This window comes from Micromonospora sp. NPDC005173, assembly GCF_040608515.1.
Lineage (GTDB): Bacteria > Actinomycetota > Actinomycetes > Mycobacteriales > Micromonosporaceae > Micromonospora.
On the sequence record NZ_JBEXIK010000004.1, the window covers coordinates 157,513 to 174,618 of the forward strand.

Genomic DNA, 17,106 nt, shown 5'->3' on the forward strand with positions numbered 1-17,106 from the left:
TGGATCGACATCGGTCGAGGTCTGTCGATGGCGAGAGTATTGATACGGCTCAGCCTGGATGTCAACGCCTTCCGGAAACATTGCGGAAATCAGTCAGGGCCCCACTTGACCTTGGTACACCGTTTCCCCTGCGCAGCGACAAGGCCGAACGATCGCCTTAAGTCGATGACCGAAGCTGCGGCCCAGGCGATCAAGATCTGATTCGGCGACGGCCGGTACTTTCCGGAAGTTGTTGACGTGCTTGAATTCTCGCTGTAATACTCCGATCCATCAAGGTCGATGCGATCCGCTCCGCTTCGGTTTCGGTTGACCTCTCCGCTCACACCCACAGGTCCGGACCGTGCTGCCCACACACCGGAGCGCGTCCGGGCCCGGTAGAAGGGGCACCAGATGAGCAATGTCTCCGCTGGCGCGGTCATCCGGTCGGGGCGACTACGCGCGGCGCTGTCCGTGCTGGCCACCGCCATCGCGATGTGCGGCGTCGTCATCGCAGCCACCGCGACCCCGTCGAGCGCCGCCGCCTGCAACGGCTACGTCGGGCTCACCTTCGACGACGGTCCGACCGGCAGCACCAGCGCCCTGCTGACCGTGCTGCGCAACAACGGCGTACGGGCCACGATGTTCAACGTCGGGCAGAACGTCCAGAACAACCGGGCTGCGGCGCAGGCGCAGGTGGCCGCCGGCATGTGGGTCGGCAACCACAGTTGGAACCACGCCCACATGACGTCGATGAGTCAGGCTCAGATGCAGTCCGACCTGTCCCAGACGAGCTCGGCGATCCAGTCGGCCACGGGCAGCCGGCCGCAGCTGTTCCGGCCGCCGTACGGGGAGACCAACTCCACCCTCCAGTCCGTTGCCTCGTCACTCGGCATGCGGCAGGTGATCTGGGACGTGGATTCTCAGGACTGGAACGGTGCCAGCGTCGGCCAGATCGTGTCCAACGCCGGCCGTCTCCAGGCCGGCCAGGTCATCCTCATGCACGACGGGATCCAGAACACCCGCGACGCGATCCCGCAGATCATCGCCAACCTGACCAGCCGCAACCTGTGCCCCGGCATGATCTCGCCGTCGACCGGCCGCGCGGTGGCGCCCGACGGCACGAACCCGCCGCCTGGCGGTGGCACCCCGCCTCCCTCTGGCGGAAGCTGCACCGCGACGGCGACGACCACCAACGTCTGGGGCGACCGGTACAACACCTCGGTGACGGTCAGCGGCGCCAACACCTGGACCGTGGTCGTGGCCACCACCGCACCGCAGAGGATCTCCACCACCTGGAACGGCAGCGCCAGTTGGGACGGCAGCGGCAACGTCCTGACCATGCGGTCCAACGGCAGCGGCAACACCTTCGGCTTCACCACGATGTTCAACGGCAACAGCAGCGCCCGACCGCAGATCCGCTCCTGCACGGCCGGCTGACAGAGGCGGGGCGCCGGTACGGCTGCTGCTCCGGGCGAGGCGCCGTCAGCGTAGCCGTCGGGCGGTGAACCGGGCTGGCGGCTCGGCGATCGCGTCCTGGGCCGCGATCAGCTGGATCTCCCGGGTGCCCGCCGCGAGGGTCGCCTCGAGGACGGCGAAGACGGAGGCGATGGTGCGTTCCAGCGCCGTCGCGGGTGAGCCCGTCGTCCGCAGATGCGCCAGGTACAGCGCTGCGGTGACGTCACCCCCGCCGTTCGGGTTGATCGGCAGCAGGGGCGTGGTCACCGCCCAGGCGCCTTCGTCCGAGACGGCCACCACCTCCAGCGAGCCCACCGGCACGTCGCCGTGCAGCACGCTGGTGACCAGGACGTGCCGCGGCCCCGTCTCGCGCACCACGTCGACGGCGTCCAACAAGTCGGCCAGCGAGTTCGTCGTACGGGCGGCGAGGAAGTCCAGCTCGAACTGGTTCGGGGTGATGATGTCGGCGCGCGGGACGACGACGTCCCGCAGGTACTCCGGGATGCCTGCCCGGACGAACATCCCGCGGCCGGCATCGCCCATCACCGGGTCGCAGCAGTACACCGCGTCCGGGTTGGCCGCTTTGACCTTGTCCACCGCGTCGAGGATCACCGCACCCATCGCCGGGTCACCCTGGTAGCCCGACAGCACCGCGTCGGCGCTGCCGAGGGCCCCGCGGTCCGCGATGCCGGCAATCACCTCTGCCACGTCGGCCGGTGCCAGCATCGGCCCACGCCATGCGCCGTACCCGGTGTGGTTGGAAAAGTGGACCGTCAGGACCGGCCAGACCTCGTGGCCGAGCCGCTGAAGGGGGAACACGGCCGCCGAGTTACCGACGTAGCCGTAGGCGACGGACGACTGGATGGACAGGATCTTCACCGGCTCATCATGGCGGTTCCCGCTGGTGCCGCACGTCCGGCCCGCCGTTTCTGTCGGGTGACCCACTCCGGTCCGTGGGCCCGGGCCGGGACAGCTCGGCGAATCGAGTCAGACGAGCGGGCCGGACGAGGACGGCACCGCGAGATCGGGCGTGCTCCAGGAACGCCACAGCCGGCTGTACCCTCCCCCGGCCTCCAGCAACTGGTCGTGCGTGCCCTGCTCGGCGACGCGCCCGTGCTCCAGGACAACGACGCGGTCCGCGGTGGCCGCCTGGCTGAGGCGGTGGGCGACGATCAGCGTGGTACGGCCCTCGGTGGCCGCCGCTGCCGCACGGTCGAGGTCCCGCGCGCCCGCGCTGCCGGCCTCCGCGGTGGCCTCGTCGAGGATCGCGACGAAGGGGTCGGCGAGGACGAGGCGAGCGAGGGCGAGCTGCTGGGCCTGGGCGGCGGTGAGGTGCCGCCCGCCCTCCCCCACGCTGGTGGCGAGGCCGTCCGGCAGGGTACGCAGCCAGGCGGTGGCGCCGACGAGGTCGAGGGCGGCGGTCATCTCGGCGTCGGTGGCGTCCGGGTCGGCGAGGCGCAGGTCATCGCGGAGCGGCCCGGCGAAGACGTGCACCTCCTGGCTGATCAGGGCGATCTCCCGACGAACGCGGTGCTCGCCCAGGTGCGCCAGCGGTACGCCCCGCAGGCACACCGACCCGTCGGCGGGCGCGATGATTCCGGCGGTGATGCTGGCGAGCGTGCTCTTGCCCGCTCCGCTCGCTCCGACGAGAGCGACACGTTCCCCGGGCGCGAGACGCAGGGCGATGTCCTGCAACACGACGGGTCCGTCGTCGTAGCAGTGCCGCGCGATGACCACCTCCAGCGCCGCAGGCTCAGGCTCCCCCGTCCCCACCGTCGCGGACGGTCCTGGGCGAGCGGGCACGGAGCCCTCGGGGGAGGCGGAGTCGGGCAGTGACGTGACGCCGACGAGCCGGGCGAGGCTTGCCCCGGCCTGCAGCACCGAATCGGACTCGAGCAGCAGCAGGCCGATCGGGTTGAACAGGCGGTGGAAGTAGAGCGCGGCAGTGGTGGCCGCTCCCACGGTGGACAGGTCGTCGCGAACCAGCAGGAAACCGGCGAGCAGCACGGCGGCAAGCCCCACGAACTCCGACCGGTTGATCCGCAGCCCGAATCGCGTGTGCAGGCCAAAGATCTCCAGCGACAGGTCGCGGGCAGTGGCAGAGCGATCGGCGATGCGAGCGACGTGGGCGTCTTCCATCCGGTACGCGCGCACGGTCGCCGCGCCGCGAAGTGCCCCGGCCATCGCCTGTGCCCGCTCGCCGGTCGCCACTCGCTCGCGGGCGTAGTACGGAACCGACCGCTTCAGATACCAGCGCAGCGCCAACGCGTACGCCGGGGCCGCGGCCAGCCCGGCGAGGCCGAGCCGCCAGTCGAGGACGAAGAGCCCTGCCGCGGTCAGCACGATGGACAGGAGCGCGCCGAGGAAGGCAGGGCCGCTGGTGGCGATCACATTCGTCACCACGGCCACGTCGTCGCCGGCGCGTGCTATCAGGTCCCCGGTCCCGGCACGCTCCAGGGTGGCGGATGGCAGGTGCAGGGCGCGGTCGAGGACCCGCTCCCGCAGCCGCGCGAGCACGGTCTCGCCGAGGCGAGCGGCGAACGCGGCCCCGGCCGCGGTGAGTAGGCCGGCGAGCACCGCGGCGCCCGCGATCACACCGGCCCAGGCCACGATCCGTGCCGTGTCGGACCCGGCCATGACGTCGTCGACGAGCCGGCCGAGCACCCAGGGGGCGACGAGCCCGGTCGCGGCCGCGGCAACCAGCAGCGTCACGGCGACGGCGCTGAGCCCGGGCAGCCGGGCGAATTCGGCGCGGAGGGCGGCCCAGGTCTGCCGGGCGGTGGCCGTCGGCAGCAGTTGCCGGGATTCGGCACCAATCATGGTCGGCTCATCGGTCACCGCAGGACCTCCTCGCGGTAGCGGGCGTCGCTGGCGAGCAGCTGGTCGTGCGAGCCCTCGGCGATGACCCGCCCACGGTCGATCACGGCCACCCGGTGCGTGATCCGCAGCAGGGCTGGACTGTTGGTGATGAGCACCGTGCCCCGGGCCGCCGCTCCGCGAGCGGAGGCCAATCCCTCGGCGAGCAGCACCTCGGTCACGGCGTCGACCGCCGTGGTGGGGTTGTGCAGCACCAGCACCGGTGGGTCGGCGACGAGTGCCCTGGCGAGCCCGATCCGCTGTCGCTGCCCGCCGGACAGGTTCGCCCCCCGCTCGGTGAGCACGCGGTCGATGCCGTGCGGGTGCGCGGCCAGCACGTCCTCGGCCGCCGCAGCCCGCACCGCGGCGTGCAGGACGGTCTCGTCGATGCTGGCACCGGCGGCGAGATTGGCGCGCAGCGTCCCTTCGAACAACGCCACGTCATGCTGCTCGACCAGGACGGTGCTGCGCAGGGCGTCGATGTGCAGCTCCTCGGCGGGCACGCCGTCGACGTACAGCGTTCCCTGGTAGTCCTCCCGGGGCACCCGGCCGGACAGCAGCGCGACCAGCGCCTCGGCCTCGCTCGGGTCGTAGGCGAGCACGCCCAGGACCTCACCGGCGTTGACCTGTACGCAGACTCCGTCGAGCCCGGCGTACCCGACCTTGTCGAGGGCGAGCCGCGACGGGCTCGGAGCAGGCGTCCCGGCGGTACCCGGCCGGATGAGCGGCGCGGCACCGAGTATCCGGGCGACCCGGCCCGCCGACGCGCGCGCCATGGCGAACACCTGCACGCAGTACCCGAGCGTCTGCACGGGCTCGGCGATGAACTGGGCCAGCCCGACGACGACGACGAGCTCACCGATGGTGAGCCGGCCCTGCAGCGCGAGCCAGCCGGCGACGCCGGCGACCGTCGCGAGGAAGAGTCCGTTGACCGTGGTGGTGAGCCCGAGGTGCAGGCCCTTCGTGGTGGCGGCACGCAAGGTGACGTCGAGGGCGTGGCGGCTGGCGGCCGCGTACTGGCGTGCGGCGTGGTGTTGTGCGCCGATGCCGCGCAGCACGCGTAGACCGGTGACGAGGTCGACGGCGAGCGAGGTCGTGGCAGCGAGAGCCTCCTGCTGCGATGCGCTGCGCCGGGTGAGCAACGGCGCCATCCGCTGCAGGGCGAAGACCACCAGAGGTACGCCGATGAGCACCCCGAGCCCGAGCGGAACGTCGACGATGAGCAGCGCGACGGCCGCGACCACGAGGGCGGTGATCGCCGCGGCGGAGAGCCCCGCGACCCGCACCACGAGCGCGGACAACTCGGCGTCGGAGGCGGTGACCGCCAGCAGATCTCCGTCCCGCATGCCGGAGCGGTGTCCGCGCGGGTCCAGGGCACTCCTGGCGATCTCGACCCGTACGGCGTGTGCCTCCTTCTCCAGGGCGGCGTATGACAGGCGGGCGCCGGATCGGTAGGCGAAGGCGAGAACGGTGAAGAGGACGGCAAGACCGGCGAGCGAGAGCACCAGCGCGCGCACATCCCCGGTGGCGACCGCGCGGTCGATGATCACGCCGATGGCGACCGGGACGAGGGCCTCGGTGGCCTGGTGGGTGCAGAGCAGCGCGGTGCCCGCCACCACCCGGCCGCGCTGGCGGCGCAGGACGCGGCGCAGCAGCACGCCACTGCTGATGTCGTCGCCTGCCATGAGGGTCAGGACCCGGCCAGCGGGGCGAGGGCGTCAGCCGGCCGGCCGGCGGACGGGATGACGTGATGGCGGCCGATCGGCAGCATCAGCGGCTTCTCCGACGTCGGATCGATGATGACCTGGCTTTCGAGGCCGAACACGGCACGGACGCACTCCTGCGTCAGGACCTGCGCCGGCTCTCCCGCGGCGTGCAGCTTACCGGCGGCCAGCGCGATGAGGTGGTCCGCGTACCGGGCGGCCAGGTTGAGGTCGTGCAGCACCATGACGATCGTCGTTCCGCGCGTCAGGTTGAGGTCGGTGAGCAGGTCGAGGACTTCGACCTGATGGCTGACGTCGAGGAATGTCGTCGGCTCGTCGAGCAGCAACAGGTCCGTCTGCTGGGCCAGGGCCATGGCGATCCAGACCCGCTGCCGCTGGCCGCCGGAGAGCTCGTCGACCGAGCGGTCCGCGAGGTCCGCCGTCTGTGTCGCGTCCAGGGCCGCCGCCACGGCGGCGTCGTCCTCCCTGCTCCAGCGCGAGAGTACGCGCTGATGCGGATTGCGCCCGCGCCCGACGAGGTCGGCCACGGTGATCCCTTCCGGCGCCGTCGGTGACTGGGGAAGCAGGCCGAGGGTACGGGCCAGTTGCTTGGCCGGCAGCCGGTGCACCTGCTTGCCGTCGAGCAGGACGTGGCCGGCGCGGGGCGCGAGGAGGCGTGACATCGATCGCAGCAGGGTCGACTTGCCGCACGCGTTGGCGCCGACGATCGCCGTGATCTTTCCGGGCGGCACGACGAGGTCGAGCGACTCGATGACGACGCGGTCCTTGTAGCCGAGCATGAGACTCTCGACTGCGAGCGTATGAGTGGTGGTCACAGCGAGCCTCCCGCGCGGTTCGTACGGATGAGCAGGTAGATGAGGTAGGGCGCGCCGAGCACGCCGGTGACGACACCCACGGGGTAGCGCGTGTCGAAGGCGAACTGGCCGACGAAGTCCGCTACCAGCACCAGGAGGGCGCCGACCAGGGCGGACGGCAGCAGCAGCGACCCGGCCGGTCCGATGATCCGGGCGGCGATCGGGCCGGAGAGGAATGCCACGAAGGCGATCGGCCCGGTCGCCGCGGTGGCGAAGGCGATGAGACCGACGGCCGCGATGATGACCAGGATCCGGGTGCGTTCGAGGCGGACCCCGAGCGCCGCCGCGGTGTCGTCGCCCAGCTGCATCATGGCGAGGTTGCGGGCCTGGCTCAGCAGCACCGGGACCAGGACGGCCACAGCAACGGCCACCGGAACGGTCTCCTCCCAGGTGGCGCCGTTGAGGCTGCCGGTCAGCCAGCGCAGGGCCTCCTGCAGGTCCCATTCGGCGGCCTGGGTCAGGACGTACGCGGTCAGGCTGTCGAGCATGGCGGCCATGCCGATGCCGATCAGGACGAGGCGGGTGCCGGCGACGCCGTCCTTGAACGACAGGAGGTAGATGACCAGCGCCACGGCCAGCCCGGCGACGATCGCGAAGGCGGACACGCCGGCCTCACCGAGGTGCAGCGTCACGATCGCGAAGGCGGCTGCAGCGCTCGCGCCGGAGCTGATGCCGATGAGGTCGGGGCTGGCGAGCGGGTTGCGCAGCATCGTCTGGAAGGTGACGCCGCCGATCCCGAAGCAGGCCCCGGCCAGGATCGCGAGGACCGCCCGCGGCAGGCGGAGCGTGCCCACCGTGAAGGAGGCCCCGGGGACGTCCTCGCCGGCGATCACCGCCAGGACGTCGGCTGGCGGATAGAAGGTGCGTCCCGCCATCAACGAGACGGCGAACGCCGCGACGACGAGGACGGCCAGGACGATGAGCACGCCGCGCCGTCGACGGGTACGGCGGACCCGGCCGTGGGTGACGGCCTCGAGAGTCGCAGTGCTCACAGCTCGCGCACCTTCTGCCGACGGACGATGTAGATGAAGAACGGGGCGCCGATCAGCGCCGTCACGATGCCCACATCGATCTCCGCTGGGCGTGCCACCACCCGTCCGACGACGTCGGCTGCGGTCAGCAACGACGCGCCGAGGAGCGCGGAGAACGGCAGCAGCCACCGGTGGTCGAGCCCGATGAGGAGGCGGCACACGTGCGGGACGACCAGGCCGACGAACCCGATGGGCCCGGCGACCGCCGTGGCGGCGCCGCACAGCAGCACGGAACCGGCACCCGCGATGCCCCGCACCACGGCGACCCGCTCGCCGAGCCCCGCCGCGAGGTCGTCACCGAGCGCGAGCGAGTTCAGGGCCCGGCCCGACAGGAGGCAGATCACCAGACCCACGGCGAGGAACGGCAGTGCCTGCCGGATGCTGTCGTAGGTGGCACCGCCGACCCCGCCGATCTGCCAGGAGCGGAAGTTGCCGGCGACGTCGTTGCGGGGCAGCACGAAGGCGCTGATCAGCGACGCGAGCGCGGCGGACGTGGCAGCGCCCGCGAGCGCGAGCTTGAGCGGCGTCGCGCCACCGCGTCCCAGGGAGCCGACGGCGTACACGAAGACAGCCGCGAGGCCAGCGCCGAGGATCGCCACCCAGAGGTAGCTGGTCGGCGAGGAGAGGCCGAACATGACCATTCCGGTGACGACGGCGAGCGACGCCCCCATGTTCACGCCCAGGATTCCGGGGTCGGCCAGCGGGTTGCGGGTCACGCCCTGCATCACCGCCCCGGCCAGGCCGAGCGCCGCGCCGACGATCACGGCGAGCAGGGTCCGCGGGATCCGTTTGGTGACGGCGGCCTGTTCCATGGTCTCGTCCACGCCCTGGAATGCGGCGAGGATGTCGGACCAGCCGACGTTGCGGGAACCCAGCGCGACCGATGCCGCCATGAGCGCCAGCAGCACCGCGGCCGCGACGAGAAACCACAGCAGGCGTACCCGTGCCGGACGCCGCACCACGGCGACGTCCGGCAGGGCACGCGAGTCGAGCTGGGTCATGACACCTGGTCGGCAGCCTTGGCGAGCATGGCGACGTAGTCGTTCAGCACGAACGGGATGGCCAGCGGGGTCGGGTTCGCCGCGGTGCCCAGCGGAGTGGTGCCGGAGAGCATGACCACCGACCCGCGCTTGATCGCGGGGATCTTCGACAGCAGCGGGTCGGCTTGCGCGGCGGCGAGGAGCTTGTCGTCACCGTAGGCGACGATGACGTCCACGTCGTTGAAGACCTGGATCTGCTCGGCGCTCTGGTTCAGGCTGAACTTGTCTGTGCCGGCGGAGAGCGTGGCGATGCTGCCCGGCACCTTCAGGCCGAGGTCGGCGAAGAACTGGGCCCGGGTGTCGTGCGTCGTGTAGAAGCCGATCTTGCTCAGGTCGGTCGGGTCGACGTGCGTCATGAACATCGCCGACTTGCCCGCCAGCTGCGGGTACTTCGCGGTGGCGTCGGTCATCTGCTTCTCGAAGTCGGCGATCAGCGCGTCGCCCTCCTTCGCTAGGCCGAGGGCCTGGCTCTCCAGCTTGATGGTGTCGCGCCACGCCGTGGCCCAGGGCCCCTCGGGATAGGCGACGACCGGAGCGATCTTGCTCAGGGTCTCGTACTCCTGCGCCGTCAGGCCCGAGTACGCGGCAAGGATGACGTCGGGCTGGGTGTCCGCGACGGCCTCGAAGTTGATGCCGTCGTTCTCGTCGAACAGCACCGGCGCGGTGCTGCCGAGCGACTTGAGCTTCTCGGCCACCCACGGCAGGATGCCGTCGCCGTCGTCGTCGCCGAAGTTGGCCTTCGCCATTCCCACGGGAACGATGCCGAGGGCGAGCGGAACCTCGTGATTCGCCCAGGCCACGGTTGCGACCCGCTTCGGCTTCTCCTTGATCGTCGTCGTGCCGAGCGCGTGCTTGATCGTGATCGGGAACGCCGCGGTGCTGCTGCCGGCGGCGGCGTCCTCGTCCTTTGATGATCCGCCGCAGGCGGCGAGCGCCAACGTTGCGGCCAGGGCGACGACCCCGGTCAGGAAGCGGTTTTGGCGCATGGTTCTGAACTCCTGCATTAGGTAAGGGGAGCCTAAGCTAACACACCAATATGAGAGCCCTTCGTGATCAACCCCTGCGACCCAGTCGGCCACAGCGGGAGTGAGCAGACCAGGGCGGCGGGGGTTCTCCGAGCGCCGAAGCGAGGCTAGGCTAGCCTAACTTCGGACCAGGACATGGCTCACGATCCACAAAGGAGCGGCACATGACCGTCGCCACCATTCCGGTCGAGGCCGGGCTGATCAAACGCCCGATGCTCGCCGAGGTCGTCGCCAACCGGCCGCTCACACCTCATCTGCGGCGTATCACGCTGACCGGCATGGAGATCGACCGCTTCGGCTACGGCGGACCGGACCAGCTGGCGCGAATCTTCCTCGCCGCACCCGGCGCCGAACTGCACCTGCCGGACTCCGAGCAGTGGTGGCCCGCCCTGCAGGCCATGCCTGCGGAGCTGCGGCCGGTGGTTCGCAACTACACGGTCCGGCGCCTGGATGCCGGACGCCGGGAGCTGGACATCGATTTCGTGCTCCACGGCGACGGCGGACCGGCCTCGGCCTGGGCGCGGAGAGCCGCACCCGGCGACCCGATCGGCGTGCTCAGTGACGGCTCCGACTACGCCCCGCCCATGGACACCGAGTGGCAGTTGCTCATCGGCGACGAGACCGCCATGCCGGCGATCACCGCGGCAGTCGAGGCGCTGCCGCCTGGGACGCGGGCGATCGCGCTGATCGAGGTGGGTTCCGCGGAACACGAGATCGAGGTACGCACGCCTGCCGGTGTCACGCTGACCTGGCTGCACCGCGGCGGCACACCGGCGGGCGGCAGTGATGTGGTGATCCGCACGCTGCGCGAGCTGGCGTTGCCGGCCGGCGCGCCGTACGCCTTCGTGGCGGGTGAGTCCGCGATGGTCACGACCGTCCGCCGGCATCTGTGCACCGAACGGGGCATGGCCAAGGACCGCGTCTACTTCTGCGGCTACTGGAAGGTCGCCGCACACTGAACCTTCCGCCTACGGCCGCCATCGTCCGGCATCCGCACCCGGAGCTATTTGACCTTGCGAGTCGATCGGGCCACGATGCCCTCGTACTCCGGGTGCTTGCCCAGCCACTCGGCGAGGAACGGGCAGATCGGCACCACGGTCCGGCCCTTGGCCCGCGCGTCGTCCATCACGGCACGAGCCAGGGTCGACCCGACGCCCTTGCCCTCGAACTCCGGATCAACCTCGGTGTGGGTGTAGACGATGATGGTGCCGGTCAGCTGGTAGGTGACCACCCCGGCGACCACGCCCGCCTCGTCGCGCGCCTCGAACCGCTCCCGCGTCGGCGCGTCTGTCACGGTGAACTGCACCGGACCATCCAACCACGCTGTCCAGCCGGCCAATTGGTCGGTGCGAGGGCACCGCGGACCGAAGCCCCGGACCTCTGTCGTCAGCGGTCCGGGGCTTCGTCGCGTCAGGGCTAGAAGTCGTCGTCGAAGGCGACGGTGCCGCTGACCCCGACCTGGTACGCCGACACCCGCCGCTCGAAGAAGTTCGACAGTTCCTGCACGTCCTGCAACTCCATGAAGGCGAACGGGTTGGCCGACCCGTAGTGCGGGGCGATGCCGAGTTGGGCGAGCCGCCGGTCGGCGACGTGCTGGAGGTACTCCCGCATGTCGGTCAGGGTCAGTCCCGGAACACCGTGGTCGAGCAGGTCCTCGGCGAACTGGACCTCGCACTCGACGGCCTCGGTGAGCATCTGGCGGACCTGGTCGGCGAGGTCGTCGTCGAACAGGTCGGGTTCCTCGCGACGGACGGTGTCGACGACGTCGAATGCGAAGGCCATGTGCATGGACTCGTCGCGGAACACCCAGTTGGTGCCGGAGGCCAGGCCGTGGAGCAGGCCACGGGAGCGCAGGAAGTAGACGTAGGCGAAGGCGCCGTAGAAGAACAACCCCTCGATGCAGGCGGCGAAGCAGATCAGGTTGAGCAGGAACGTCCGGCGGTCCTCGCGGGTCCGCAGCTCCCGAAGATCGTTCAGGGAGTCGATCCAGCGGAAGCAGAACTCGGCTTTGCGGCGGATCGAGGGGATGTTCTCGATGGCCGCGAAGGCGGCGAACCGCTCGGTCTCGTCGGGCACGTACGTGTCGAGCAGGTTGAGATAGAACTGGACGTGCACCGCCTCCTCGAACAGCTGCCGGGACAGGTAGAGGCGACCCTCGGGGCTGTTGACGTGCTGGTAGAGATTGAGCACGAGGTTGTTGGCGACGATGGTGTCGCCGGTGGCGAAGAAGGCCACCAGGCGGCTGACCAGGTGCCGCTCGGCCGGGGAGAGCTTGTCGAGGTCGGCGAGGTCGGCGTGCAGGTCGACCTCCTCGACGGTCCAGGTGTTGCGGATGGCGTCGCGGAACCGGTCGAAGAAGTGCGGGTAACGCATCGGGCGGAGGGTGAGGTCCATCCCGGGGTCGAGCAGCATGTGCGTGGTCCTCGTGTCGGTGGTGGTGTGGGCGGCGGTCACTGGCAGGCCTCGCACGACTCGGGGTTCTCCAACGAGCAGGCCAGTGCCTCCGCGTCGGTGGCCGCGGGTGCGACAAGGGCGACGGCGGTGGGCGCGACGGTGGCCTGCTGGATCCGGGTGGCGGGGCGGGAACGCAGGTAGTAGGTGGTCTTCAGCCCGGCCTTCCAGGCGTACAGGTACATCGAGGAGAGCTTGCCGATGGTGGGCGAGGCCAGGAACAGGTTCAGCGACTGGGACTGGTCGATGAACGGTGCGCGGGCGGCGGCCAGGTCGATCAGCGCCCGCTGCGGCAGCTCCCAGGCGGTGCGGAACAGCTCCCGGACGTCGGTCGGCAGCTCCGCGATGTCCTGCACCGACCCCTCGGCGCGCCTGATCGCCGACCTGATCCGGTCGGTCCACAGGCCACGGGTCTTCAGCTCGCGTACCAGAGCGGTGTTGACCTGGAGGAACTCCCCCGACAGCGTCTCCCGCTTGAACAGGTTGGACACCTGCGGCTCGACGCACTCGTAACATCCGGCGATCGACGCGATGGTGGCGGTCGGGGCGACGGCCACCAGCAGCGAGTTGCGCAGCCCGTGGGCCTCGACACGCTCCCGCAGCTCGGCCCACCGTGCGGTCTGCGTTCCCTCGACCCCCCACAGGTCGGGCTGCAACTGCCCCCGCGCGGCCCGGGTCTGCCCGTACGCCGGGTGCGCGCCGAAGCGGCGCGCCAGCTCGGCGGACGTCTCCAGGGCGGTCAGGTACAGCTCCTCGCTGATCCGGGTGGACAGCTCCCGGGCGGCCGGAGAGTCGAACGGCAGCCGCAGCGCGAAGAACACGTCCTGCAGGCCCATCAGCCCGAGCCCGACCGGCCGCCAGCGGGGGTTGCTCGCCGCCGCCTGCGGAGTCGGGTAGTAGTTGATGTCGATGACCCGGTCGAGGAACGTCACCGCGGTACGGACCGTGGCGCGCAGCCGCTCCCAGTCGACGCCGCCGTCGGTGAGGTGGGCGGCGAGGTTCACCGAGCCGAGGTTGCACACGGCGGTCTCGGCGTCGCTGGACACCTCGATGATCTCGGTGCAGAGGTTGGACAGGTGCACCACGTTGCCCTGCTCGGCGGTCTGGTTGCACAGCCGGTTCGCCGCGTCCTTGAAGGTCATCCACCCGTTGCCGGTCTGGGCCAGGGTGCGCATCATCTTCCCGTACAGCTCCCGCGCCGGGACCTGCCGCACGTAGCGGCCCTGCGTTTCGGCCGCCCGGTACGCGGCGTCGAACCGCTCCCCCCACAGGTCGGGCAGTTCCGGTACCTCGTGCGGGTCGAACAGCGACCACAGCTCGTCGGCCTCGACACGGCGCATGAACTCGTCCGGGATCCAGTTGGCCAGGTTCAGGTTGTGGGTACGCCGGGCGTCCTCGCCGGTGTTGTCCCGCAGTTGCAGGAACTCCTCGACGTCGGGGTGCCACGGTTCCAGGTAGACGCAGGCCGCGCCCTTGCGCCGGCCGCCCTGGTTGACCGCCGCGACGCTCGCGTCCAGTGTGCGCAGCCACGGCACGATCCCGTTGGACTGCCCGTTCGTGCCGCGGATCAGCGAGCCCCGGGACCGGACCCGGGAGTACGCGATGCCGATACCGCCGGCGAACTTGGACAGGTTGGCGACCTGGGCGTACCGCTGGTAGATCGAGTCCAACTCGTCGCGCGGGGAGTCGACCAGGTAGCAGGAGGACATCTGGGTGTGCCGGGTACCGGAGTTGAACAGCGTCGGCGAGCTGGGCAGGTAGGCCAGGCTGGACATCAGCCGGTAGAAGTCGACCGCCTCGTCCGGCGTACGGGACAACCCGCAGGCCACCCGCAGCAGCCAGTACTGCGGGGTCTCCAGCACCAGCCGGCTGCTCGGGTGGCGCAGCAGATACCGGTCGTACACCGTGCGCAGGCCGAAGTACTCGAACCGCCGGTCGCCGCCCGCGTAGACGGCCTCGTCGAGGGTACGGGCGTGCGCGGCGACGAACGCGGCGGTGTCGTCTCCGATCAGGCCCTCGGCGTGGCTGATCCGGATCGCCGCGCTGAACGAGGTGATGCCCTGCCGGCGGACCTCCTTGTCGACGTAGCCGGCCAGCAGCCGGGCGGCGAGGCGGGAGTACTGCGGTTCCTCGCCGATCATCTCGGCGGCGGTCTGAATGGACAGCCGGTCCAGTTCGGCCGTCGTCGCGCCGTCGTACAGGCCGCTGATCGTGCGGGTCGCCACCCGCAGCGGGTCGACGTCGGTGAGGTCGTCGGTCCACCGCTCGACCGCCCGGACGATCTTGTTCACGTCCACTGGTTCGCTGGCGCCGTCGCGTTTGCGGACATGCATCTGCGTCCGCCGCCGGCCGGGCGGGGCCGGGTCGCCGGTGACCGGAGCTACCTGGGTGACCGTCACTACTCACTCCTCGCGAGTTCGAGACCTGATGGCCCTCGGACACGAGGAGACAGACACCGGCGGACGCCACGCCGACGGGCGTGGGTCGGTGGCGTCAGCCGTCCCACGCGGCGTCGGACCGCCGCCCACCCGGGTGCGGGTGCACGGCGCGCTGGCAGGTCTTCGGACTTGCGGGCACGACCGGGCTCGCCGGTCTCCTACTGGCCGTCGCTTCCCAGACCGCTTGGCGGCCCAGTGCTGATGACGGCGGTCGTTCCCACTCACCGCTGCGGGGCAGTCCCGGATTTCCACCGGGTTCCCTCTTGCCTCGACCACCTGGATGAGCGGCCGAACCAGCTGCGCTCGACACCATATATAGGGAGAGACGCCGTTGTCACACCCCACATGTCGGTCCCGGGCGTGTCGGCGGCCGGGCTGGTGACGACCGTCACCGGCGCCTGAGACCGTCCACCCTGATGCCGCAGAGAGCGGGTTGACCGTTCGGACCGGCACCGATACGGTCGACCCACTATCTGCGGCGACGCGAGGGAAGCCGGTGTGAATCCGGCGCGGTCGCGCCACTGTGAGCGGTCCCCATCCTCTATGGGAGGGGCCGCGAGCCAGGACACTCGGTCGTCCGCAGCCTTGCGATGGGGACGCGTCATCCCCGAGGAGGTTCGCGCACGCATGTCCAGCTCCACTTCCAGCCAGCCGTTGGTGCATCCCGCTGGCAATACCCGTCTCCTGTGGACGGTTCTGGCCACCGTCGCCGTGCTCACGCTGCTGGCCTATCTCGTCGCCTTTGACCAGGGGGCGGTCTCGCGCAGCGGGATGTACCTGCACGAGTTGATGCACGACGGCCGGCACCTGCTCGGTGTCCCGTGCCACTGACCGCCACCAGGGCCGCGCCCACGTTCGTCAGCGTTCTCCTTCGCGGGCTGCTCGCCGGCCTGGCCGCGGGCCTGCTCGCCGGAACGTTCGCCTACGTCGCCGGTGAACCACACGTCGAGGCGGCCATCGCCATCGAGGAGGCCGCGGCGCACGCCGAGCCCGCCAGTGGCGGACACGATCACGAGGATGCCATGGTCAGCAGGACTGGCCAGCGTGGCGGCCTGTTTCTGGCCACCGGCCTGTTCGGCGCCGCGATGGGTGGCCTGCTGGCCACCGCGTACGTCCTGCTGTGCCGCCGGCGGCGGGCCTACGACGACGGACGATCGGGTCTGCTGCTGGCCGGCGCCGCGCTGCTCGGCGTGGTGATCGTGCCGTTCATCAAGTACCCGGCCAATCCCCCGGCCGCCGGCGACCCGGCCACCATCGACCAACGCACCGGCACCTACCTGCTGATGGTGGTGCTCGGCCTGGTGGCGGTCTGGGCCGGCTCGCTGGGCTACCGAGCGCTCGGCGACGAGGCGCCACAGTGGCTTCGGGCCATCACGGCCCTCGGCGGATTCCTGCTGGTCACCGCGATGTCCTACGTGGTGCTGCCGTCGTTCCAGGAGGTCCCGGACGACTTCCCCGCCGCCCTGCTCTGGGACTTCCGACTGGCCTCCCTCGGCACCCAGGTGGTGCTCTGGACCGGAATCGGCCTGCTGTTCGCGGCCCTGATGAACCACGAACGGCGACGCGGAACCGCCAGCGCACCCCTGAGCACGTGACCGCCACCAGCCTGCGGCTGGTTGCCCACGGTCACACCGCCGCCCTGCGACGGGCCCGGTTCGGCGGGAAGAACGACGGCCTGGACGAGGGCGGCCTGCGAGCCGCCCTCGCCCTAGCCCCCGCCGCGCCGGGCCAGCGGTCGATCCTGGGCGCCACCGACGTCTGCCTGTCCAGTCCAGCGGCGGCGGCCACCCAGACCGCTCACGCCCTCGGCCTGACGCCCACCATCGAAGCGGCGCTGGCCGACTGCGACTACGGACACTGGTCCGGACGGCTGCTGGAGGAGGTCGGCACCGAGCAGCCCCAGGCGCTGCGCGAGTGGCTGTCCGCACCGGACGCCGCGCCGCACGGAGGGGAATCAGTCCTGTCGCTGCGGAACCGGGTCGGCCGCTGGCTGGACGGGCAGTGCGGCCGTGGCCAGCGGATCACCGCCGTCACCCACCCGATCGTGCTCCGGGTCGCGATCGTCCATGCCCTCGACCTGCCGTTGGCGACGTTCCGGCAACTGGACGTCGAGCCGCTGGCGATCGTCCGGCTCACCGGCGACGGGGCACGGTGGCGGCTGCGACTGGGCGCGCCGCCGGCATGCGGGACACCGGACGTCGGTGCGGACGACCAACCTACGACCATCTCGACGCGACCGGCATGAGAGGCGGG

Annotated in this window: 15 protein-coding genes and 2 riboswitches; of the genes, 5 read left to right on the forward strand and 10 right to left on the reverse strand. The window is 70.7% G+C overall.

Annotation, left to right across the window (positions count from 1 at the left end; all coding sequences use genetic code 11):
* Positions 1 to 390: 390 nt before the first annotated feature.
* On the forward strand, positions 391 to 1,416 hold the full coding sequence (locus ABZV00_RS07825) for a polysaccharide deacetylase family protein (RefSeq protein WP_355602829.1): 1,026 nt from the start codon (positions 391 to 393) through the stop codon (positions 1,414 to 1,416).
* 45 nt (positions 1,417 to 1,461) lie between these two features.
* On the opposite strand, the gene pdxY is transcribed toward ABZV00_RS07825, so the two are convergent.
* The 7 genes from pdxY to ABZV00_RS07860 all read right to left on the reverse strand — a co-directional run bounded on the left by pdxY (position 1,462) and on the right by ABZV00_RS07860 (position 9,943).
* Complete coding sequence (pdxY, locus tag ABZV00_RS07830; protein ID WP_355602831.1) at positions 1,462 to 2,313, reverse strand: pyridoxal kinase PdxY; 852 nt, start codon at positions 2,311 to 2,313, stop codon at positions 1,462 to 1,464.
* 108 nt (positions 2,314 to 2,421) lie between these two features.
* The gene (locus tag ABZV00_RS07835; protein WP_355603117.1) at positions 2,422 to 4,254 is read right to left on the reverse strand and encodes an ABC transporter ATP-binding protein; all 1,833 of its coding nucleotides are present in this window, start codon (positions 4,252 to 4,254) and stop codon (positions 2,422 to 2,424) included.
* A gap of 14 nt (positions 4,255 to 4,268) precedes the next feature.
* Positions 4,269 to 5,975 carry an ABC transporter ATP-binding protein gene (locus tag ABZV00_RS07840; RefSeq protein ID WP_355602833.1) on the reverse strand — a complete coding sequence of 569 codons (1,707 nt, stop codon included), beginning with the start codon at positions 5,973 to 5,975 and terminating at the stop codon, positions 4,269 to 4,271.
* A 5-nt stretch (positions 5,976 to 5,980) separates the two neighbouring features.
* Entirely contained in the window at positions 5,981 to 6,829 is an 849-nt protein-coding gene (locus ABZV00_RS07845; RefSeq protein WP_355602835.1) for an ABC transporter ATP-binding protein, read from the reverse strand.
* On the reverse strand, positions 6,826 to 7,860 hold the full coding sequence (locus ABZV00_RS07850) for an iron chelate uptake ABC transporter family permease subunit (protein ID WP_355602837.1): 1,035 nt from the start codon (positions 7,858 to 7,860) through the stop codon (positions 6,826 to 6,828). The genes ABZV00_RS07845 and ABZV00_RS07850 overlap by 4 nt, the downstream gene beginning before the upstream one ends.
* Positions 7,857 to 8,900, reverse strand: a complete 1,044-nt coding sequence (locus ABZV00_RS07855; protein WP_355602839.1) for an iron ABC transporter permease — start codon at positions 8,898 to 8,900, stop codon at positions 7,857 to 7,859. The genes ABZV00_RS07850 and ABZV00_RS07855 overlap by 4 nt, the downstream gene beginning before the upstream one ends.
* Positions 8,897 to 9,943: an iron-siderophore ABC transporter substrate-binding protein gene (locus tag ABZV00_RS07860; RefSeq protein WP_355602841.1), complete on the reverse strand. Its 1,047-nt coding sequence runs from the start codon at positions 9,941 to 9,943 to the stop codon at positions 8,897 to 8,899. The genes ABZV00_RS07855 and ABZV00_RS07860 overlap by 4 nt, the downstream gene beginning before the upstream one ends.
* A 185-nt stretch (positions 9,944 to 10,128) precedes the next feature.
* On the opposite strand from ABZV00_RS07860, the gene ABZV00_RS07865 reads away from it, so the two are divergent.
* Positions 10,129 to 10,923, forward strand: a complete 795-nt coding sequence (locus tag ABZV00_RS07865) for a siderophore-interacting protein (protein WP_355602843.1) — start codon at positions 10,129 to 10,131, stop codon at positions 10,921 to 10,923.
* Positions 10,924 to 10,967: 44 nt separating this feature from the next.
* Here ABZV00_RS07865 and ABZV00_RS07870 read toward each other — a convergent pair whose 3' ends face one another.
* The 3 genes from ABZV00_RS07870 to ABZV00_RS07880 all read right to left on the reverse strand — a co-directional run bounded on the left by ABZV00_RS07870 (position 10,968) and on the right by ABZV00_RS07880 (position 14,748).
* On the reverse strand, positions 10,968 to 11,270 hold the full coding sequence (locus tag ABZV00_RS07870) for a GNAT family N-acetyltransferase (protein ID WP_328417628.1): 303 nt from the start codon (positions 11,268 to 11,270) through the stop codon (positions 10,968 to 10,970).
* 110 nt (positions 11,271 to 11,380) lie between these two features.
* Positions 11,381 to 12,376, reverse strand: coding sequence for a ribonucleotide-diphosphate reductase subunit beta (locus ABZV00_RS07875; protein WP_355603119.1), 996 nt, complete (start codon positions 12,374 to 12,376; stop codon positions 11,381 to 11,383).
* 38 nt (positions 12,377 to 12,414) lie between these two features.
* The gene (locus tag ABZV00_RS07880) at positions 12,415 to 14,748 is read right to left on the reverse strand and encodes a ribonucleoside-diphosphate reductase subunit alpha (RefSeq protein ID WP_355603121.1); all 2,334 of its coding nucleotides are present in this window, start codon (positions 14,746 to 14,748) and stop codon (positions 12,415 to 12,417) included.
* Between the two features lie 201 nt (positions 14,749 to 14,949).
* Positions 14,950 to 15,166: riboswitch (cobalamin riboswitch) on the reverse strand.
* A 175-nt stretch (positions 15,167 to 15,341) separates the two neighbouring features.
* A riboswitch (cobalamin riboswitch) is annotated at positions 15,342 to 15,422 on the forward strand.
* Between the two features lie 58 nt (positions 15,423 to 15,480).
* Here ABZV00_RS07880 and ABZV00_RS07885 point away from each other — a divergent pair.
* The 3 genes from ABZV00_RS07885 to ABZV00_RS07895 are packed head-to-tail and all read left to right on the forward strand — an operon-like array spanning position 15,481 to position 17,098.
* Positions 15,481 to 15,684 carry a CbtB domain-containing protein gene (locus ABZV00_RS07885; protein ID WP_355602845.1) on the forward strand — a complete coding sequence of 68 codons (204 nt, stop codon included), beginning with the start codon at positions 15,481 to 15,483 and terminating at the stop codon, positions 15,682 to 15,684.
* The gene (locus ABZV00_RS07890) at positions 15,675 to 16,448 is read left to right on the forward strand and encodes a CbtA family protein (protein WP_355602847.1); all 774 of its coding nucleotides are present in this window, start codon (positions 15,675 to 15,677) and stop codon (positions 16,446 to 16,448) included. Before ABZV00_RS07885 ends, ABZV00_RS07890 begins: the two co-directional genes overlap by 10 nt.
* Positions 16,445 to 17,098: a histidine phosphatase family protein gene (locus ABZV00_RS07895; RefSeq protein WP_355602848.1), complete on the forward strand. Its 654-nt coding sequence runs from the start codon at positions 16,445 to 16,447 to the stop codon at positions 17,096 to 17,098. The genes ABZV00_RS07890 and ABZV00_RS07895 overlap by 4 nt, the downstream gene beginning before the upstream one ends.
* Positions 17,099 to 17,106: the final 8 nt, after the last annotated feature.